This window comes from Sphingopyxis indica (genome assembly GCF_032879645.1).
Classification (GTDB): domain Bacteria; phylum Pseudomonadota; class Alphaproteobacteria; order Sphingomonadales; family Sphingomonadaceae; genus Sphingopyxis; species Sphingopyxis indica.
Genome location: NZ_CP076394.1, coordinates 569,411 through 592,153 on the forward strand (window position 1 = coordinate 569,411; position 22,743 = coordinate 592,153).

5 protein-coding genes are annotated in these 22,743 nt (G+C 59.3%); 2 read left to right on the forward strand and 3 right to left on the reverse strand.

The annotated features are described in order from the left end of the window. The first annotated feature begins 119 nt into the window (after positions 1 to 119). Positions 120 to 3,125, forward strand: a complete 3,006-nt coding sequence (gene traA, locus KNJ79_RS02740; protein ID WP_317153846.1) for a Ti-type conjugative transfer relaxase TraA — start codon at positions 120 to 122, stop codon at positions 3,123 to 3,125. 29 nt (positions 3,126 to 3,154) lie between these two features. Further along, entirely contained in the window at positions 3,155 to 3,895 is a 741-nt protein-coding gene (locus KNJ79_RS02745) for a DUF6118 family protein (protein ID WP_317152706.1), read from the forward strand. 62 nt (positions 3,896 to 3,957) lie between these two features. On the opposite strand, the gene KNJ79_RS02750 is transcribed toward KNJ79_RS02745, so the two are convergent. The 3 genes from KNJ79_RS02750 to KNJ79_RS02760 are packed head-to-tail and all read right to left on the reverse strand — an operon-like array spanning position 3,958 to position 22,577. Then, entirely contained in the window at positions 3,958 to 4,512 is a 555-nt protein-coding gene (locus KNJ79_RS02750; protein ID WP_317152707.1) for a toxin-activating lysine-acyltransferase, read from the reverse strand. 12 nt (positions 4,513 to 4,524) lie between these two features. Further along, positions 4,525 to 21,462 (reverse strand): cadherin domain-containing protein, encoded by a 16,938-nt coding sequence (locus KNJ79_RS02755; RefSeq protein WP_317152708.1) that lies wholly within the window; start codon positions 21,460 to 21,462, stop codon positions 4,525 to 4,527. Then, positions 21,459 to 22,577, reverse strand: a complete 1,119-nt coding sequence (locus KNJ79_RS02760) for a hypothetical protein (protein ID WP_317152709.1) — start codon at positions 22,575 to 22,577, stop codon at positions 21,459 to 21,461. The genes KNJ79_RS02755 and KNJ79_RS02760 overlap by 4 nt, the downstream gene beginning before the upstream one ends. Positions 22,578 to 22,743 lie beyond the last annotated feature (166 nt).

Sequence of the window (22,743 nt, forward strand, 5' to 3'; positions counted from 1 at the left end):
ATGCAGTACTGTTGCCGGGACAGCATGGAACAACCCAGTCCCGCACGAGAATTTATTCGAGAAGGGCGCGCTTATACGTCGTGCCGACGTGCGCTTTGAAGTGTAGATGGATTGTCGTTGTGGCAATCTATCACCTCTCGGTCAAAGTCATCAGTCGCGCCGCCGGACGCAGTGCGGTCGCGGCCGCCGCCTATCGCGCAGGCGAACGGCTGCACGACGAACGGCTCGACCGCGACCATGACTTCACCAACAAGCCCGGCGTCGTCCATTCGGAAATCCTCCTGCCCGAGGGCGCGCCCGAACGCTTGGCGGATCGCGAACAGCTCTGGAACGAGGTCGAGGCGACCGAGGTCCGCAAGGACGCGCAGTTGGCGCGTGAGGTCGAGTTTGCCATTCCGCGCGAGATGACCGAGGCGCAAGGCGTCGAGTTGGCTCGCGATTTCGTGCAATCCGAGTTCGTCGACCGCGGCATGATCGCCGACCTCAATGTGCATTGGGATATTGGCGCCGATGGGCTCGCCAAGCCGCACGCCCATGTCATGCTCACGATGCGCGTGGTGAGCGAAGACGGGTTCGGCGCGAAGGTCCGTGATTGGAACGCGACCGTGCAGGTCGAGCAATGGCGCGAACGGTGGGCCGATCACGTCAACGGGCGGCTCGCCGAACTCGACATCGACGCACGTATCGACCACCGCAGCTATGAAGCGCAGGGCATCGGCCTCGAACCGCAGGACAAGATCGGCCCCGCCGCATCGCGCATGGGGACACGCGGGCTGGAATCCGAGCGGATCGAGGATCACCGCGAGATCGCGCGCGCGAACGGCGACCGGATCATTGCCGAGCCATCGGTCGCGCTCGACGCGATCACCCATAGCCAAGCCACATTCACGAACCGCGACCTCGCGATGTTCGTGCATCGTCACAGCGACGGGAAGGAGCAATATGATCGAGCGATGAGCGCGGTGCGCGCGTCGCCCGACCTGATTGCTCTCGGCAAGGACGGGCGCGGCGAGGAGCGGTTCACCAGCCGCGAGATGATCGAGACCGAGCAGCGGTTGCAGCGCGCCAGCGAATTGATGGCGGAGCGCGAACGGCATCGTGTGTCGGAGAACGACCGGGAGCGCGCGCTTCGCACGGCGGCGGCGAGCGGATTGGACCTGTCGGGCGAGCAGCGCGCGGCGTTCGGCCATGTGACCGACAAGCAGGGCTTGAGCATCGTCATCGGCTATGCGGGAACCGGCAAGAGCGCGATGCTCGGGGTTGCGCGCGAGGCGTGGGAGGATGCCGGGTTCCGTGTGCGCGGCGCGGCGCTGTCGGGCATCGCCGCCGAGGGTCTGGAGAATGGCTCGGGCATCGCCTCGCGCACCATCGCCAGCATGGAACATGGCTGGTCGCAGGGGCGCGATTTGCTCACTTCGCGCGATGTGCTCGTCATCGACGAGGCGGGGATGGTCGGCACGCGGCAAATGGAGCGTGTGTTGGCTCATGCCGCCGACGCCGGCGCGAAGATCGTACTGGTCGGCGACCCGCAGCAGTTGCAGGCGATCGAGGCGGGCGCGGCATTCCGATCGATCCACGAACGGCACGGCGGCGTCGAAATCACCGAGGTACGCCGCCAGCACGAAGGCTGGCAGCAGGACGCCACCCGGCATCTCGCGACGGGGCGAACCGGTGAAGCGATCGGCGCCTACGCCGAGCGGGACAGGGTGTTCGCCGCCGACACGCGCGACGCGGCGCGTGGCGACCTCATCGAACGCTGGGATCGCGACCGGCGGGCGGATTCCGACGCCAGCCGGATCATCCTCACCCATACCAATGCCGAGGTGCGCGAATTGAACGACGCGGCGCGCGAGCTGATGCGCGCGTCGGGCGATCTTGGCGATGAGGTTCGCATCAAGACCGAGCGCGGCGACCGGGATTTTGCTGCCGGCGACCGGATCATGTTCTTGCGTAACGAGCGTAGCCTGGAGGTGAAGAACGGCACGCTTGGGGTCATCGAGCGCGTCGGCGAGCAGAATATGGCGGTGCGCACCGACGACGGGCGGAGTATCGCGTTCGATGTCAAAGCCTATCGCGACCTCGATCACGGCTATGCCGCGACGATCCACAAGGCGCAGGGCATGACGGTCGATCGCACCCATGTGCTCGCGACGCCGGGCATGGATCGGCACGGCGCCTATGTCGCGCTGTCGCGGCATCGCGACGGCACCGCGCTGCATTATGGCCGCGATGACTTCCGGGATCAGGGCAAGCTAGTCCGCGCGCTGTCGCGCGAGCGGGCCAAGGATATGGCGCAGGATTACGCCAAGGCCGATCCCGCGCGCACATTGGCCGAGCGGCGCGGGATCGTGTTCGGCGAGCGTGTCGCCGAGATCGTGCGCAAGGTGCCCGAGAAGGCGCGCGGCATCTTCGACGGTTTGCGGCTTTCGGCCAGCAAGCTGGAACGCGATGCGGCAGCACCCGAGCGCGCGCGCTCGATCTTCGCGGACTTCCGGCCAACGCCTCCGTCACAGCAACCGGAACGGAACGACGGGCTCGCCCGCGACGTGCAGCCATCACGCGCCGGTGGCGTTCGCGGCGCGGTGGAGCGCTATGCAAAAGCGCTCGACGCGGTGCAGCAGACCCGCGCCCAAGGGCTCGATCCAATGCCGCACCAGCGCGCGGCGCTCGACCGGGCGAAGGAGTCGCTCGACACGATCCGGTCCCATGCCTCCGCCGATCTTGGCGCCGCCTTCGAGCGCCAGCCCGAGCTCGTCCGCGAGGCGGCGGAAGGACGCAGCCAGGCCGCGCTAAAGGCAATGAGCAAGGAAACGGAGGTCCGCATCGACCCGTTCCAGCGCGCCGACCGCTTTGTGGAAGGCTGGCAGCAGTTGCAGCGGCAGCGCAAAGAACTGGTTCGCGATGGCGATCTATGCGGTGCGAAACGCGTGGCGCAGAGCATGGCTGGCATGGCGAAGAGCCTCGAACGCGACGCCCAGCTTGAGTCGGTGCTCGGCGGGCGCAGCCGCGAACTCGGGCTCGAGATCAGCCGCGACATTGGCCGCAGCCTGTCGCGCGACCTCGCGAACTCCATCCCCTTCGAGTCCGTCCGCGATCTGGGACGCGGAATGGGCATCGGTCATTAGTCAGGAGAAAACAGATGGACGAACAACGATTGCCGTCGAACGCGCCGGAGCCGGACCCCCGCGAGGAAACCGCGGCCGAAGCGTTCGCGCGGCTCGACGGCCGCGTGGCGGGTCTCGACGGGCGCATCGCGCTCATGGCGCGCGCCGTCGAGCATATGGCGGCCGAGCGGTTCGAGGTCGAGATTCCCGACTATAACCCGACGCTGGAAAAGACCAACGCCTGGCTCGCCAACATCCTGCAGCGGCTGGAGACGATCGAGGCGGCGCCGGCGCTTGACGTCACTCCGGAGACGATGGGAGCCCGCATCGCCGCGGCTGCGCACAAGGCGCGCGAGGACGACGAAGCCAGCATCCGGCGCGTGCGGGAGGATCAGCGCGACTCCGTGCAGGCGCTGCGCCAGATCATCGGCCATGCGCGCACGCAGCAAAGCCAGCGCGAGCATCTCTTGTGGGGCATCGGCGGCGGCATCCTTGCCGGGTGCTTGCTCTGGGCGATCCTGCCCGGCATGATCGCGAGCTCTGTTCCAGAGAACTGGCATTGGCCGGAACGGGCCGCGCGCCGCACGATGGGCGAGGCAACGCTATGGGGTGCGGGCATGCGTCTCATGCACGCCGGGAATCCGGAAGGCTGGCAGGCAATCGTTGATGCCGCCGACATGCGGCAGGCGAACCACGACGCCATCGCCGCGTGCGAAAGGGCGGCGGCCAAAGCCAAGAAGCCGGTTCGCTGCATGATGAGGATCAAAGCGCCTCTTTCAAATCGTCAATAGGCGCCAGAAACGGTAGCAATGTGCCAGCGAGGCGCACTCCGCTAGGTCGTGATACGCGTCGCCTATTCGGGCGGGCTCGTTTCCGCGACCCCCTTGATCGCGTCGAGCAGCTTATCGCCAGCATCGGCGGCGATGGTCTGAACAACGCGCTTGCCGGTGGCTGGATCGGTCTGATGGAAATGAAACTCAACGCCTTTGAGGGGTTTGGAGATAAGATCGGCGATCATCAGTTCGCGATGCCGGTTCTCCGCGTTCGCAAAGGGCGCAACCAGATCGACGAGCCACACCTGATCGCCGGACGTCCACTCTTCGAGTGTTAGCCGGTTCTCAGGCTCGATCATGCCGCGGTCGAGCTTGGCGACCGCCTCGGGGGTGCATTTGGCCCACATCGCAAGGCCTACCGGCTGCTGTCCGTCACGAAACATATAGAATTGCTGATGAATGAGTGCGGGCATGACCAGCCATTCGAGGTCACCGATGCTGAAGGCACGATGCAAGGGTGACTGGGTCAGGAGCCAGGTCATTTCACCAAGCAGATGGCTGACGGTCGGTGGCGGGGTCGTGGCCTCCGCCTTGCCCGATGCCTTCTTTCCCGAAGAATTTGGTTTCCTGTTCATATCGTCCCGATCTCAAGCCACCGCAGCGGCAAGCCAATCATGCGGCGCCATTCCATCATTCGGCAGATTTCGCAAGCTGTCGGCGGAGGCCTCGATACCGAACCGGCTCATCGCCTGTGCCAGATTAGACGCCGCGCGCGCCGCGTCCAATTCGTCGATCGACCGCCGCGCATATGGTCCCGTTGGAAGCCCGGGCGAGCGTGCGGCGATCTTTGCGGCTTCGAAGCCAAGCGCTACGCTGCCGATCGTCGCGGTTGTACCATTCTCACGCTTGAAGGTTGCGGTCGACAGGGCGAGGTTCCGTCCAAGCTTGACGCTGTCCGAGGTTGCGGCATTGCGTAGCCCGATCTCGGCGATGCTGAGCTCGGCAAGCGTCTTGAGCTCACCAACCTGCGAGATACCATCACCGTTTCCGTCGGACCACACTTTGAGTTCGCCGAAGCGCGCGTCGTTCTTGTCGAGCTTGCCGTCCTTGTTGCTGTCGAGTGCGGCAAGGCCTTCCCAGCTATTCTTTGCGTCTTCCTTCTCGGAGAGGAAAGAGAGCTCGGATGCGTGGCTGATCTTTCCATCATTGTCGCGGTCGATGACGAGCATACCGTCGCCGCCCGACGCCCAGCCAGTATCGTCGCGAAGGCCATCGCCGTTCATGTCGAAACGCGCCTTCGATTTGCTCGCCCGCTTGGCTTCAAGCCCGTCTCCGTCAATATCCAGCAATATGGTCGACAGCAGCCCATAATCGCCGTTGCGCGTCGAGATCATTGCCGCTCCGGCGACCTGACCTGCCTCGGCCGCCAACGGCCCCTTCGGATAGCGAGGAACGACCCGGACATTGCCGCCTGAAGCATTCAACCGATAACGTTCGGATTTTCCGCCCCAGCTACTCGTCTGGAATTCCACATCAGGCAGTGCCGTCATGGCTTTGAAGGCGAGGCCGACATCGAGAAGTTCACCATCGCCCCCGCCAACGCGGGTGAAGATGCCCTTATTGTATACGATGTTCTTGCCCGACGTTGCCGTTTCACCAGTTGCGACACCGCTCAAATCAATCGCGGCCACACCGGCCTCGGCCAGGCTCAGCAGCTCTCCGGCGTCAGTCTCGCCATTCGAATTGCTGTCGAACCACAGGCGGAACTCGGCGAAGCGGGCGTCATCGCCATTGAGCACGCCATCCCCGTTGCTGTCGAAGGCGGCGAGGCCCTCCAGGTCGGTTTTCGCTCCCTCCTTGTCGCCGACAAAGGATATTTCCGAAACGTCGTCGATCTTGCCGTTGGCGTTTCTATCGAGAGCGAGAAACGCGTCGCCCTGCTCAATCCATCCCGTCTTATCGGCTATCCCGTCGCCGTTCATATCGAAACGGGTCTTGCTCTCCGCCAGTGTCACGAGACCGGCACCGTCGCCATCGAAATCGAGGACGATCGGCGCTGCGATGTCATCGATATCCGAGGGCGCAAATTTCAGGAACACGTCCCCGACCGCGCCGGTGGTGCCGTCGGTCTTCTCGAAATCGGTCGTCGCGAAGATGACATTGTCCTCCTGATCGGGGTCCTGGCCGGTCAGCGTCATGGAAAGGTTAATGGCGCGAATGCCCCATTCTGTCAGCGACTTGAGTTCCCCGGCCTGGCTCACGCCATCCTGGTTGACGTCGCGCCAGATCAGGAAGTTTCCGAAATCCACGTCACCGGTATCAAAATATCCGTCCTTGTCAGTGTCATAAGCACGCAGGCCTTCGAGGTCGGTCGCGGCTCCCGGCGCATCGCCAACGAAGGATATTTCGCTCGCATCGTCGATTGTCCCGTTGCCGTTACGATCGATGACCAGCATGCCATCGTCGGCCCCCACCCAGCCGGTGCGGTCCGCGATGCCATCAAGATCCATGTCGAAGGCGACAGCCGAATTTTCATAGCCGACCAGTTCGATGCCATCGCCATCGAGATCGAACATGATGGGAAGCACCGTTGAGGTGCCATGCTTGAGGAAGGTGACGGTGAAGGTCGACGTACCGGCCACGCCGGATGCGTCGGTCATGCGCACCGTGACCTGATAGTCGAGCTGGTAGTACCAGCGTCCGCCCAACGTCGGATGGTTCTTGATGCCGCCTTCCCATTCGCCATCGCCCGGTACCGCGAAGGAGAGCTTGCCGTCGGCATAGCCAACCGAGAGAGTCGGATTCCCGGAATTATCGACATCCGAACTGCTCCCCGGCGAGAGATGGGATTCGGTCTTCACGATATTGGTGATGGTATAAGTTTTGGCTGCGGCGCCCGTTTCGGGGTCGGTGCCGTACAGCGTCGCGAAATAGCCCTCACCCTGATCGTCCCGAACGATATAGCGGGGCGACCAGTTGAGTTGCGGTCCCTCGTTCACATCGGTGATGGTCGCGGTGAAGGTTCCGGTCGCGCTATGCGTCCCGTCAGTGGCCTTGATCGACAGCTGCTGCGTCGCCAGCGAATGATCACGGACCGGAACGGTCGTTTCCATCATGCCAAAATAGGGATCATAAACGTAGGATGTCTCGTATCGGGTCGTAACCGCTTCATAATCGACCTCGCCCGCGGTCAGATACAGTCGGCCCGTTGATCCTTCGATAGACCATATTCCATTGGTGGACTTGCCGTCCACGAACGTCCAGGTCATCGGACCGTTTTCAGGATCGGAGAGCATAAGCGAACGCAGATCGTAGTAGGCATTGGTCCCACTGACGACAGGATAATCCGGATAGTCTCCTTCCGCTCGGCTCCCGGCTGCATTTTTGAGCGTATGGGCTTCGTTGATATTCGTGATGTTGATCGTGATCGATTTCGACGCCTGCCGATATCCGGCCGCCCCCGCATTATCACGCGCGATTACGGTATAGGTCCCGCTGGGCGTGCCGGTGTCGTAGTCGAGCGTAACCTTGACCTTGATTTGCCCCGTGGTCGCATCGATCGTGTAGCGGCCGTCGCTGCTCGTTGCGCTCGCGGTCGTTCCGTTCAGGAAATAATAGCGCTGCTGGCCGAAGGCGACGGTCGAGGAATCAAGATCGGTCGCCGTAACCGTCCCGACGACCGTGCCCACCGCCTTGTTTTCGGCTACATAGAACGGACCGGTCGTCGTAATGCTGTTAGCCTCATTGAGATTCCTGATCCCAATGGTGACATTCGTCTGCACCTGATGATAGCCCGCGCCGCCAGCATTATCGCGGGCGATCACCGTATAGGTCGCCGAGGGTGTCCCGGCTTCATAGTTGAGCGCCACCCTCGTCGTGATCTGGCCGGTCGTGGCGTTAATGGTGTAGCGGCCATCGCTGCTCGTCGCGCTCGCGGTCGTTCCGTTGAGAAAATAATAGCGCTGTTGGCCGTATGCGACCGCGGAACTGTCGATATCGCTGGCCGCGACAGTGCCGACCAACGTCCCAACCGCGACATTCTCGTTGACGCCAAAACTGAAGCTTGCACCGATGCTGTTGGCCTCGTTCAGATTCTTGATGCCGATGGTGACGCTGGTCTGCGCCTGCTTGTATCCGGCAGCACCCGCATTATCGCGCGCAATAACCGTGTATGTCGCGCTTGGCGAACCCGCCTCGTAGTTGAGCGCCACCTTCGTCGTTATTTTGCCGGTGGTGGCGTTGATGGTGTAGCGGCCATCGCTGCTCGTCGCGCTCACAGTCGTTCCGTTGAGGAAATAATAGCGCTGCTGGCCATAGGCGACCGCGGAACTGTCGATATCGCTGGCCGCGACAGTGCCGACCAACGTGCCAACCGCGACATTCTCGTTGACCGACATTGAATAGCTGGCGGGCAGGCTGTTCGCTTCATTCACATTTTTGACCGCGATCGTCACGCTGGTCTGCGCCTGCTTGTATCCCGTCACGCCGGCATTGTCGCGCGCGATTACCGTATAGGTACCGCTCGGCGTGCCCGCTTCGTAATTCAGGACGGCATTGGTCGTTATTTTGCCGGTGGTCGCGTTGATTTGGTAGCGCCCGTCCGACGAAATAGCGCTCGCGGTCGTCCCATTCAGGAAATAATAGCGCTGGCTCGCGAATGTTCCGGCTCCATCGGGATCGCTCGCCAGCACCGTGCCAACGGCGGTTCCGATGCCCAAATTCTCATTGACTGCGAAACTGTAACTCGCCGGTAGGCTATTCTGCTCGTTCACATTCGCAACCGCAATCGTAACGGTTGTCTGCGCCTGCTTGTATCCTGCGCCGCCGGCATTGTCGCGGGCGATCACCGTATAAGCCACACTGGTCGTCCCGGCCTCAAAATTGAGGGCGCCGGCGACCTTGATCTGCCCTGTGGTCGCGTTGATCGAATAGCGCCCGTCCGAGGAGGTTCCGCTGGCGGTCGTTCCGTTGAGGAAATAATAGCGCTGCTGGCCATAGGCGACCGCGGAACTGTCCAGATCGCTCGCCTTTACAGTGCCCACTAGCGTGCCAACCGCGACATTCTCGTTGACAGACATCGAATAGCTGCTGGGCAGGCTGTTCGCTTCATTCACATTTTTAACCGCGATCGCAAAGCTGCGATCGATGTAGGCACCGCGCGTATCCGTGATACGGACCGTGATTGAATGGCTGGTGGTTGTCTCGAAGTTCAGCAGGGTTCCGTTCGCGACCATTACGGCCCCTGCGGCATTGACAGCGAAGCGTCCGCCCGCGCTATTGACCATGCTGTAGGTCATGGCATCGTTGTCGGGATCGGTGCCAACGACGGTGCCCACAGCCGTGCCGTTGGCGGCATTTTCGTTCACGCTACCGTTCAGGCTCGCGCCCGTCGGCGGCGCATTGACCGATACAGTCAACTGGACAGCCGCCGATACGGCGGTCTGCCCATTCTCGGTCGCGCGCGCCGTTGCCGTCAAAGTCGGATCGGATGACCATCCTACCGGCGCATTGAGCTTGAGATTGACAAGCTGCGCTTGTGTTAGCTTCCAGGTCGAACTGGCGCTGTCGTAGGTTCCCGCGCTCAGCGTGAGTCCCGAGGGAACGCCGGTGATCCAGATTTCATGGGTTTCGGACCCGTCTCCGTCGGGATAGCTGACGTTGAGTGCCAGCGGAATCCCGCCCGCCTGACCCGAGGTGCCTCCTGCACTTGTGAACTGAGTGATCGTCGGCGTATCGGCCACCGCATTCACGACGATGTTGAATTCCCGGCTCGTCGATATGCCGCCGGCGTCGGTCGCCGTTACGCGAATGCGGGCGGTGCCGTTCGCATTCGCCACCGGGTTGATCGTCATCGTGCGAACGCCGCTCGCGTTCGGGGTGCCGAAGCTGATCCCGGCGTTGGTGACCACATTCGTCCCCGAGATGACCTCCGCCGAGAGCTGTATCTGCGTACCCGGCGTAATGTCATCGGTCGCGGTGACCGAAAAGGACTTCGCGACATCTTCGTTGGTCGCCTGCTGGGCGATCGCGGTCAGCGTGGGCGTGGCATTGGAATTCCAATAGGTTGCCCACATCGCTTTGTAGTTGAGGTCCGCCATCAGCGTGTCGCGCGCCGCAGCGGTTGCCGGCTTGGTCTTGGTCGCCATCAGGCCCACAAGACCTTCAATGTTCAGCGTACGGCTATAGGCCGTGCCTGCAACGATGAAGTCGATCTGATGATTGGCGCGACTGTTCGCGTCGGTGACGCCGTACCAGTTGGTGACCTGGACGCTCGAGGTCGTGCCGATGACGCTAATCTTGAGATCATCGCCGATCCGCTCGAACCAAAGGTCCTGGTCGTTTATGGCGCCCGTCGCATCGTTAAAGCCGATGAGGTCGATGTCATCGCCCGACGGATCATAATTGTTGATCGTGTCGGCCCCGGAGGATCGGGTGACGATATAGAGATCGTTGTCGATGCCGCCGTTGAGGATGTCATCACCGGCTCCGCCGTCGAGCACGTCATCGCCCGCTTCGGCGTTGATCGTATCATTGCCATCGCCGCCGAACAGATAATCGTTCCCCGCGCCGCCAAGGATCAGGTCATTGCCCGCGCCGCCATAAATTACGTCCGAGCCAGCCGAACCCGTGATCGTGTCACCAAAGGCGGAGCCCTGCACCAGTTCGATTCCGCTCAGCGCGTCGCCCTGGGCGTGCCCGCCGCTTCCCGTTCCGGTCGCGAGGTTGACCGTAACCGCGGCATTGGATGCGCTGTAGTCGACGCCGTCGAACCCGTCGCCGCCGATTAGTTGGTCGGCGCCCGCACCGCCATCGAGATAATCGTCTCCAATACCGCCATCGAGAAGGTCGTTGCCGTCGCCGCCGACGAGGCCTGCCTGGGTAAATCCGCGCCAGGAACTGGTCCCCGCCGCGCGAACGCCTTCCGACCCGGCCTCGCCGTACAAAAGATCGTTACCCGCTTCGCCGAACAGGCGATCATCGTCGTTGCCGCCGCGCAGCGTATCATTGCCAGCGCCGCCATAGATCGTGTCCGCCCCAACCTGACCGAGAAGCGTGTCGTCGCCATCCTGGCCCTTAATCAGGTCCGCACCGTCGCCGCCATCTATCTGGTCATTGCCGCTGCCGCCCGACAGCGTGTCGTTCCCGGCAAATCCGCTGATGATATCCCGGCCCGATTGGCCGATAATCGTGTCCGCGCTGCTCGTGCCCTCGAATATATCGTCGATATTAGTGACGGCGATCGCGATCGCACGGCTGATGGTGAAGGGGGTACCCGTCCCATCGGTGCCGGTAACCGTGACGGTCACACTCGCCCCCGCCTCATAGTCGAACGACGCATCCTGCTTGAGACGCAATGTCGAGCCGACGATCTCAAAGCGGCTGTCCGATAGCGCATAGCTATAAGTAGCGTTGGGTAGTCCCGCGGTGTCGGGATCGGTTACCGACAGCGTGCCCAGCGCAATTGCCGGCCTCGTGACCTCGCCCGCGATATGATCGCGTTCCGCAACACTGCCGACCGTTGGAGTCCAGTTGAGGCTGATCGGCGCCTCATTGAGATCGTTGATGCCAATCGTCACCGCAGACTGAGCCTGCTTGTATCCGGCGGCGCCGGCATTGTCGCGCGCGATGACCTGATAGGTCTTCGTCGGCGTTCCTGCCTCAAAATTTAGCGCGGCGGCGACGGTAATCTGGCCGGTCGTCGCATTGATGGCATAGCGGCCATCGCTCGACGTTGCCGAGGCGGTCGTCCCGTCCCAGAAATAATAGCGCTGCGAAGCGAACGCGCCCGACTGGTCAAGGTCGCTCGCCGCGACAGTGCCCACAACCGTTCCGACGGCCACATTTTCGTTCACGGCCATATTGTAAGTGGCCGGAAGGCTGTTGGCTTCATTGACGTTGCTGATGCCGATGGTCACGGCTGTCTGAACCTGATTGAAGCCGGCATCGCCGGCATTGTCGCGCGCGACCACTTGATAGGTTGCCGACGGCGTTCCGGCTTCGAAATCGAGCGCCGCGTTGGTGCTGATAATGCCGCTAATGGCATCTATGGCATAGCGGCCATCGCTGCTGACGGCGCTCACCGCGCCGTCGTCCCAGAAATAATAGCGCTGCTGGGCAAAAGCGGTGCCCGCTCCATCGGTGTCGCTGGCGGCTACCGTTCCGACGGCGGTGCCCAAAGCCACATTTTCATTTACCGACCAGTTGTAGCTTGCCGGCAGGCTATTGGCTTCGTTCGCGTCGACGATGCCGATCGTTACCGTCGTCTGCGCCTGATTATAGCCGACGTTGCCCGCATTGTCCCTGACAATGACCTGGTAAGATTTTGACGGCGAAGGCCCTTCGAAATTCAGGGGGCCATTGACGCTGATCTGTCCGGTCGTCGCGTTGATCGCATAACGGCCATCGTTGCTGATCGCAGATGCTGTGGTGCCGTTCCAGAAATAATAGCGCTGCGCCGCAAACGCACCCGACAGATCGAGGTCGCTGGCCGCAACCAAGCCCACCACTACGCCGACCGCGCTGTTCTCCGCAACCGTCATGGAGTAGGCGGCGGGCAGTCCATTGGCCTCGTTGCGATCGAGGACGGCGACGGTGAAATCCTGCTCGCTGGACGCGCCGTGCTCGTCGGTCACCCGCACCCGGACGACATGCGAGGTCGCCGCCTCGAAATTGATCCCGGACGGATCGGCCAGCGTCAGGGTGCCGTTCGCTGTCATGGCAAACCGCCCGCCGGCATCGTTCACCAGAGAGAAGCTCACCGCATCGCCCTCGATGTCGATGCTTTCAAACAAGCCGATGACCGTTCCAACGGCGAGCGGGGCACCCGGCGCGCTTTCGGCGATCTCGAGCACCGCGCCGTCCTTCACCGCAAGCGATCGCGGCGCGTCGTTCACAGGGGCAACGGTCACATGGACCGGGACTTCCACCGATTGGTTATCCGCATCGGTGACGATTACCACGAAGCTGTCCGAGCCGTTGGCTTCGGCATCGGGCGTATAGGTGAGCGCGCCCGTGACCGGATCGAAGCCCGTAATCGTTCCCGAGGTCGGCCCGGCGCCTTCCTTCAATTGATAGCCGACGATGTTGTTGTCATGATCGATGACGCCATAATTACCGTCGATCGTCACCGCGCTGTCTTCGTTGGTCGTCACTATTCTCGGTTCGGCGGGAGCGATCGGCCGCGCCTTGCCACCCTCGTGCCAATAACGCGCCTGAATCTCCGCGATCTCCGAGGGCACCGCCATCGGCACCTCCACAGAGGCCGCGGTCATGGCGGCAATCAGATTGAGCGTGTCCGGATGGTCGAGGAATATCGCATGGGTGCTCGTCAGCACTTCACGAATCCGGGTGGCCCCGGTCGATGAAAAGAAATTGGCAATGGTGAGGACGGTATCCTCGCCAATCACGCCGATCTTCAGGTTCGAGCCCGACTGGGTCATCCAGATCCGGTCATGGGAGATGCCGGTATCGAAGCTGACGATATTGGCGCCCGACGTATCGGTGATGATATCCGCGCCATCGTTCGATTGCACGAAATAGACGTCGTCGCCGACGCCGCCGTTCAGGATATCGGCGCCCGACCCGCCTGCGAGCAGGTCATTCCCGTCGCCACCCGTTAGTGTGTCGTTGCCGGCCTCGCCGTAGATTTTGTCGTCACCGACACCGCCGTCCAGAACCGTGTCGTTGCCGTCGCTGCCGAAGAGTTGATCGTTGCCCCCGTCTCCGCGCAGTTGGTCGTTCCCGCCGCCGCCAACGACGATGTCATTGTCATCACCGCCCCAGACCTGATCGCTTCCATCTCCGGCGCTGATATTGTCTTCACCTGCACCTCCGCGAATCGTGTCGGCTCCGGCTCCGGAAACGAGCACGTCGTCGCCATCCAGCCCGTCGATGATATTGTCGCCATCGAGGGCGTCGATGCGGTTGGCGCCCGCGTCGCCCGTGATGGTGTCGCCGCCATCTTTGGAACCCACGACATTCTCGATACCGAACAGCGTGTCGCCTTCGGCGTCGCCTCCGGATTGCGCCGCCGTCGTTCCAAGGTCGATCGTCACGGCCGCCGAGTTGACATAGCGCACCGTATCACCGTCCCCGTCGACAGCGTTGGCGCCGCCATCGAGACGGTCCGCACCCGCGCCTCCCTCGAGCACGTCATCGCCGTCTTCACCGTAGAGCGCGTCATCTCCCGCGAGCCCGCTCAAAACGTCGTCACCCACACCGCCGTAGAGTGCATCGACTCCAGCACCCGACTGTCCAACGATCAGGTCATCGGCGCTCGTCCCGTGAAGGGCGGCCGAACTGGCTGCCGACAGAATGCTCGCGAGCGAAACCGCCTGGCCGTCGTTGAACTGCAGCGCCTCCACGCCGCCATAGACGGTGAAATGATTCTTGATGGTAATTTGCGTCGCGGCCGAACCATTGTAGCGAATGATCAGATCGGGACCGCTGGCATTGGCAACCCCGCCCAGCGCACGGATGAACGTCAAATCGGAGAGGCTGACCCCCGCCGCAAATTCGATCGTATCATCGCCGCCGCCGCTTACACTCGTATCGAAGCGGTCGCGCGTGACCTGCTGCCCATTCGTCTTGGCGAAGCCGCCCTTCCAGCCTGCAGTGTTCCATGCCGCCGGTGCCGGCATCGCCGTTCCCGCCGCATAGCTGTACAGCGCATAATCATAAACGAGTTCGCCGTCCGGGCCATGAATCTCCAGGCGCCAATAATATTTCCCGCTGCCGGACGATGCGCCCGTATTCGTCCATGACGTGGTATAGCCATTAGCAAGGACGCCTGAGGCAGTGACCGCTTCGTCGACCGTAAAGGCGCCTTCGCGGATCGTATCCGCGCCGCTGCTCGGCGACCAGATATAGGTGTCCTCGCCGGCCCCGCCCATCAGGAGGTCCGCGCCGCTACCGCCATCGATCGTGTTGTCGCCTTCGTCGCCGCCGATGTTGTCCGCAGCCGACCCGCCGGTGACATTTTCGATCGAATCATATTCGTCGCCGGCTGCGTCGCCGCCGTTGTTCGACGAACGTGACAGGCGCACCCGGATCGCGCTCGCGGCGGATGCATAGGATGCCGTGTCGAGGCCGCTGCCGCCGATGAGAATATCCTTGCCCGAGCCGCCGTCGAGAATGTCGTTGCCGGTACCGCCATAAAGGACATCATTGCCGGATTGGCCGCGCAAAACGTCCGATCCGGAATTGCCAGCGATAATGTCGTTGCCCGCGCCGCCAGCGACAACATCGTCTCCAGCCCCAGCCGTCATCCAGTCGGCGATCGCGCTGCCCGCAAGCGGCGTCGTCAGCGAGCCATCGACGCCATCGGTGCCAGCTACCAGATTTGTCGAGCCCGGCGTGACGTCGAGTATGCCGGTCGCATAAAAGGCAAGCTTCTCGATCTGGCCAGGCGAAAGATACCAGTCCTTGATCGTGATGCTGTCCGTGACGCCCCCGATATTGCTCACATCGAGATCGTCGCTGGCCACCGCCATGACAAGATCGTCACCGGAACGGCAGAGAATGACGTCCTGCAAATTGATTCCGGGCGCGAATTCGATCGTATCGATCCCGCTGTTCGCGGTGATCGCCGCACCGGCAGGCGGATTGAAATATTTGAGCGAACCCGTCACGCTGTCGTAGTCGATCCCGCCAACCCACTGGAAATCGGGCTCGGTAGCGGTCCCGAAATTCTTGCGCAGAACCACACCGCCAGGACCCGTCACTTCGCCGGTCAGCGCGTCGTAGTGATAGCCGCCTGCGGTGTTCCATTGCCCGGCGGAGGTCCAGACATCTTCCCAATGGTCGGAAAAATCGTCGAAATAGGTGTCGCGGCCGTCACCGCGCGAAAATTTGAAAATATCGTCGCCGGCACCGCCAATGACAAGATCGCCATCGCCGCGTCCACCGGAAAGAATGTCGCGATCGCCAGCACCATAGAGATAATCCGCGCCTGCATCGCCTGAGATAGCGTCGGCCCCAGCGCCGCCCAGGAGTTCGTCATTCCCCGTGCCGCCGATAAGCAGATCGCGGCCTTCATCGCCCCACACCAGGTCGTTGCCTGAAGCGCCGTTGCCGACATCGTCGCCGCCGAGCAGGAAGAGCTGATCATCTCCGGCGCCGCCATAGACGAAATCGTTGCCGGCGGTGCCGATCAAGACATCGTCGCCCGATCCCCCCACGATGAAGCTCGTGATGTCGCCCACACGGATTTCCGTTCCGTCAGCGAATTTGAGCCACTCGACCCGCTTGAAGGGGTTCGAGAACCAATCCTTGATGGTGAGCTGAGTTCCGCTGAAACTTTCGAGACCCGTCGCGGGGTCGGTCTGCATCACTTGGATGACGAGATCGTTCCCGGGAACCGCGCTGGTGCCGGACCGCTGCATACGGATGTCGCCAATGCCAATTCCGGCGCCAAACACGACCGCGTCTTCGCCGCCCGACACGACACCCTGTTGCACGCCCGACGTCGCGCCGATCCAGTCGGGCCGAATGGCGCCCGCGGCGAGTGGATTGAGTTTCCACGCTTCGATCGCCGCCATGCGCTGCGTGATCGCATCGCCCGTTCCGTTCGAGACCGGCGCCCCGGTCGCATCGTCTTCGGCGATGTCTGCACCATCGCCGAGGCGGATGAGATACTGGTCGTTGCCGACACCGCCCTTCAGATCGTCGCCATCGCCGGCTCCACCGGTGAGGATGTCATCGCCAGCGCCACCGGTGATCGTGTCGATCCCATCGCCGCCTTCGAGCCAGTCCGAACCCTCGCGGCCGCGTAGAATATCGTTGCCTGCACCGCCGGTGAGGTAGTTACCGTCGCCACCAAGGGCCAAGGCATTGGCGGTTCCCGCATCGAGAACGTCGTCACCATCGCCGCCGAACAGCCAGTCGTCGAGCCGACCACCATAAAGTAGATCGCTTCCGGATCCTCCAATCAAGTTGTCTCCATTGTCAGACGCATAAATCGTATCGCTTCCGGCTCCACCATCTATGCTCGCAGCGATCGCGATCCTCAGGGAGCGATCTTCTCGCGCTGTAACGGTGACGGACGCTCCTGCGGCTGCTCGGCTACGTCCGATTGAAGCAAACGAAGTACCGCTTTCTTCATGAACGACTACATCATCGATCCAAACGAAATTGCGAGGATTATCGCCATCTTCGATGATTCTTCCGGTACCATCGCTCGTTTCAGCGCTTTCCGCGAGGAATTCCAAACCGGCAACTGCGCTCGCTTTCAGATTGATCTCCGCCACGACTCCCAACTCATAGCTTGCCGAATTGGAGGGACGCCTGGGTGATACCGCCGACACGGGCACACGCACGAAAAGCTCTGTCACGCCACCGCTGAAGACTGCAACTTGACTCTCAACCCAATTATCGACGCCATTGGCGCTTACCTCCATACCAACCGACAGCGCGTCGCCGTCGGCAGAAGCAAGCTCTAGAATTGACGAGACGACGCCAGCTACGGATTTCGAAAGCGAAATTCGAAATACCACGTACGAATCGGTTGTAGCGACGTAACTATCGCCGACGATCAGATGTGCTTTAGATCCCTTTTCGGCAATGGTCACTACTCCTTGGCGATCAGCGATAAAGAGGTTCTCAGATTCACCGATTTCTAAAGTGAATTTTTCATCCTTCTCGAATATCTGATCCGAGATTATACCTATTTGCGTCGTCGTCCTTGACGAACCCGTTGAGAATGAGATTTGCTGGACGCCCGCTGAGAAATCGGCCGCGTCCAGAGCAATGTCACTGCGAAATTTGCCATTGACGGTGAGCCCAATGATATTGTCAATATCGCCGCCTCGCGCATCAATGACATCATTGGCGCTGCTCCCCACAACACGATCTTGTGCGCCGGTGGCAATCAAATCTTGAAGTTGGAACTCGCCAAAAGTCAGTTTGCGATATAGCTGTCCCGACGCGGTGTCTTCTGAGAGCTTGAAATCGAATGTGTCATAGCCAAACCCGCTTGTTTCTTTAAGATAGCCGAAACCGCCGAACCAATCGGAGCGCGCTCTCTTATCCAAGCCGAGTTCATGACCTCGGGCCAAGGCAATGGCAAATTCCGCGGCCTCCACGGTCCCGCTAGAGACCGAAGCCAGTGAAATCGTCGCAGGCAAGAAACCAAAAACGGCTTCGAAACTGCTAGCGCTGGCTAGATTTCCGAAAAGCTCCGCATTATCAAATGATGCTTGCCCGGATTTTACACGATCTATATAGTTATAGAATGCGCGCTTTATTATTACGCTTCCTCCCCACACGTTGAAATCGCTATCTGTTAGGGCAGTCTTCAGGCCGAACTCCATTAGTTCGGAAGATGCGTTGGCCCCCGAGAACCGCATCGTGATCGCACTCTTTTCTCGGGTCGAGTAGGGACGGTAAACAAACGCCTTCCCACGCATCCCATAGTTTCCGACTTGGATGCTCTCGGGATTCTCGAGAACGCCACCGAGGTAATTCAAGATCGAATTGACCGAGTCTGCAACTCCCGCCGCGATCGAGCGGGCGCTCTCTTTGCTGCCGCCCTTCTTTGAGTAAACATTTGCCACGGTAAATTGCTGGGTGCGTTCATCCCACTTCACATCAGCGCCGGATCGCGGTGTGCCGCCAAAGATTGAGCCAATTAGTCCGCCAACCATGAAGCCCAGAAAAGCGCCAACCGCAGCGCCAACGGGTCCGCCTGCCCATGAAAGGGAACTTAAGAGCTTGGGGAAGGCCGCTGTGATTAGCTTTGCGCCGAATATCGAACCGGCACTGGCACCGAGCGACGAGCCAATTTGGCCACCTATCGTATCAAACGAGATGATCTCGGAAGCAAGTTTCGTACCTATAAACGAACCAATGCTATTTCCTATTGCTCCCCCAATTCCATCAAAAGCTCCGGTCCCATTTATGATATTCTGGACCATGGTGCTTACGACCGAGCCCGCAGAGGTTTGCAATACCTCTCCCGGGACTCCGTCGATCCCAACCGCGGCAATGAGTTCTGCGATCAAATATGATGAAACCGCCCCGGTAAGGTTGCCCGAAAACTCGACCTCGACGTTACCCAGAATTTCAAGTTCAGAGAGCGGCAATTCGGACCATAGATGACCAACACTAGCCGCCTCAAATATATTTTCTAGCGCGGTTCCGAGAGTGCCCTTCAAAACAACCCCAAGCGCTACGTCCTGCCCGGCAATCCGTTCGCCCAGAATCGAACCAAGCGCATTGCCAAGAGACCCAAACATCTCGGCATCTTCGTGAGCGCGAAGTTCGGATCGATAAATCTCCTCAATCTGCGCCGGCGGAAGTTTCGGACGATAGACACCGTCACCGTCGCGCTCTTCGAGCCCGTTCAGCTCTATGTATTCTTTGTAGATTCTCTCAAGAGTGACCTTGTCACTGATGATCCGTTCGCCGGTCTTTACTCCACGACCGTCGATATACTCCATAACAACGGTGCCATCGATATGGATATTAGTCTTGATCGCTAGATTTTCATCTAAACGAAAAAATTCGTCGTAGATACTGCATCGCGCTTCGTTGTGAACACGTAACCCTTCTGCGACCAATGTTGCATGCGGAGCAACCGTGATTGCAAAGACGACCTCGTCAGCATCCTCAACGATATGTTCCGATACCTCAACGCGTTCGCCGTCAGAATTGATCAAATGGGATCCAACTCTAAAGCTATCAGCTGCTTGAAAGTTTCCATCCGCATTCAATAATTTGTGATCATGCGTGCATCGTAAACCGTTTATTGTCACGATCTTCGAAGCTTTGCGCCTCACAATTCCAGAAACGGTTCCAGTAATTAACGGCCCGAAGGGATTGCCTTCATCATAACAGGAGATAGAATCTCCTACCTGTAGGTTTTCGACACAGACATTCTTACCATTTGCGGAAAGGATTTTTGTGCCCGCGGGGAAGCACGTATTCTCCATCGGCCGACTCCCCGCGCTGTTGCCAGGAAAGTCAAAAGCAAACTGTGAAACCTGTTCGAAAAACTGCTCCCTTGGACCGACGGACAGAACTTCGCCAAGGAATTGCGTCAGAGAGTTTGAACCGCCATCATCAAATTTACCAATTATGCTTGCATAGAATGTCTCGATGTCCTGCCGATTGGGCTCAACTCCTTTTGCTTCGACCATAAACGAGGTGAATTGCCAGAGTAGTCGGTCGAATCGCGCACCCCCCTCCACGCGCTGAATGACGGTCGCTATAGCGTCTCCCTCCGGCCCCCCTCGAAGACTTAATAAAATATCTTTGCTGAATCTGCCGAAAATAGAGTTGTTTTTAAGGAAGGATGAACCGGAAATGATACTCGTTACCGAGTGGAACCCATCCTCCGAAACCAATCTATTTATAAAATCAGGATCCGCGTTAATTGCCGAACGCAGGTATCCGATAGTAGTTTCATCTTGCGCATACTGAGACACGCCATTTCCAGCAAAGATGCCCTGCCTCAATAAACGAAACTGCTCTGGAGTAAAGCCGGATGGCAGATTTCCAGGTCCGAACGCGATACCTCCGCTCCCCAGAGCCGCAATTAATTCCGAGAGATTCGATTGGTTCAAAATTAACATCGAATCGCCAAAACTGGACCATGAGAGATCGCTTAGCCATTCGAGCGCTCTCTCATTGCCACCAGCAATTGCATATGCCGCATCGCGATCGCCGCGCGCTACGGCGTCGAGCAAATCTCCAACCTCGTTTTTTGCGGCATCTTCCCCCAGCGTAATGGCCATTTCCTGAGCGAACGCCTCCAGCCCCTCTCGCAGTCTCTTGGCGGCTTTCGCCGGCCCGATTGCGTTCTCAAGGCCACCGATCAAAGGATTCAATTGCCGAAGGAGGCTGTCGTCATATGAGAACGCTTCCGTGCCCGTGAGCCGAAGCGTTTCAAAGATATAGTCGCTCGCATCGACCGTTTGGAACGGTGTAAGTTCCACACGCCACGCAGCGTTATAGTAGGGGTCCGCTGCTACAGCAGGCGATACAAGCGTCGGATCAGCTACACTCAAGTCTGTTATATAATTAACCGAAGCATCAACCAACGATTGAGAAAGCGGATTTGACATGAAGGTTACAGCGGGCAGGCCGAGGGTTACGCTTGCCAAGTTGGCAATTGTCCCGCCATTAAAAGCACCCATAAGAACGATGCTTGCTCCCGGGTTCGACTGGCGAATTTGCTGCACAAGCGACGCCACATATGTTAGACCTGCCCGTGTAGCTGAATCCAATTCGCCGAGAGCAGAGAAACTTTGATTGGATAAAAAGTTCCCGTGTCCGATATTAATGGTTACAACATTCGGCCTGTCCGTCTGCGCAAATGCAGAAATAACTAAACCGTATCTTCCGGCTAATACATTTGCATCCTGGGACACATGCTGTCGAACGGCGGCCATTGCGCGATTGTAAATGGTATTTATGCTTGCCGGATCGCGATAAGGGTCCAGCATAGAGATGTTGCGTACAAGCGGTTCCCAATTAGGATTTTGAGGGTCTTGTCGGTTTACACGTACGCGTGATCTATCGACAACTTCGCCCATCGCGCGCATATCACGCGTGTCGATTACAAACGTTCCGAGACCTTCACTCATAGAACACCCCCAATATCAAACGCTTGCAAATCTTTATCGACAAATATTATTGAATCTCCGATGTCCTTATCGCTATGATAAATGGCGATCGGATCCATGATACCTAGATCTATTTCTTCCAGATAATGAGAATCCTGTATAAACAATTTTTTGACCGCAGGGAGCGAGCTCAGGTCTACGTTTCGATCACATAGATCTATCGGAAGGTTGCAAGATAAAAGATATCCATCGCCCGATGGCTTAGAAATATCGTATTGAAATATCTTCGAGGAGCTTAACTTCGCTGAGCGCGCTCGGCTGAAGGTCAGCTCAATGCGGATTTTATTATTTTCTCCTGTGATGCCACGGCGCCCCTTGCTGCACCGAATAAATGGGTTGAGCAAACGGCGCCTCACGTCGCTTTCGTGGACTGTCAGCAGGACGTGATCTATGGAGCTTTGAGGGAAAACGCACATTGAATTTCCAGAAAGGCTGCGGGTAGCGCTAACGCCGGCGATCCGGGACCGGATTTCGTTCACCATGGCAGCGTAGCTTTCAGGTGTCAGTGCATTCCCCCGCGCTGTGATCGACAACTCAGCCACGGGTAATGACGCGTATTGCACTTCCATATCATTTTTGAAGAATATAACGTTCTGGCGGTTATCTTGTACATGCGGTGTTGGCTTTGAAACTCCCGATGAGATTTCAAGCCTTATGGGCGACGAGACTTGGGCACCGGCTACCGCGCCCTTCCGAACGAAGAGCGCTTGGCCACTCGTCGGGTCAAGTCTAAATTCGGCGAGGTTGAACGGCCCCGAGATTTCACTCGGTCCAAGATAACGTCCAGAGCCACAAAATGCATTGGGAATGTCGGCCGTCGAAATGACGAAACTTGACTTCTCACCGTTGAAGATGATCGTTCGAAAATTTGGTACAGCAGCGGATTTAAGCCCATTTTTCTGATCATGTATTCGAGGACATCTGTAGTACGCAATAAATGTCTCTCCGGTCCCAGTATCTATTGTGATCTTTGTGTTTGGGCCATTCGCATCAGGAGTGCCGAGTGCCTGAATAGCTCCGAATCCCGTAGCTACTAAGATTGAAGCCGCAGATAATAAATGCCAACCGCGTATCATATATGTGCCTTAAATCTGTGGCCACTCATTTGGAATTCTATGGCTTTGCTAGCCTTCATGTCGTCCAGCTATAGACTTGGTCGCTCACTGTGTCGCTTCCTATCGGATACCAAACTCGAGTTGAGCATATTTATCACCAGATCGCACCCGAGTTGCTAGGGATTGA

Coding starts and splice junctions, on each gene's coding strand:
- KNJ79_RS02750 (WP_317152707.1), bottom strand. CDS start 4,512: ATGAACAGGAAACCAAATTCTTCGGGAAAGAAGGCATCGGGCAAGGCG.
- KNJ79_RS02755 (WP_317152708.1), bottom strand. CDS start 21,462: ATGAGTGAAGGTCTCGGAACGTTTGTAATCGACACGCGTGATATGCGC.
- KNJ79_RS02760 (WP_317152709.1), bottom strand. CDS start 22,577: ATGATACGCGGTTGGCATTTATTATCTGCGGCTTCAATCTTAGTAGCT.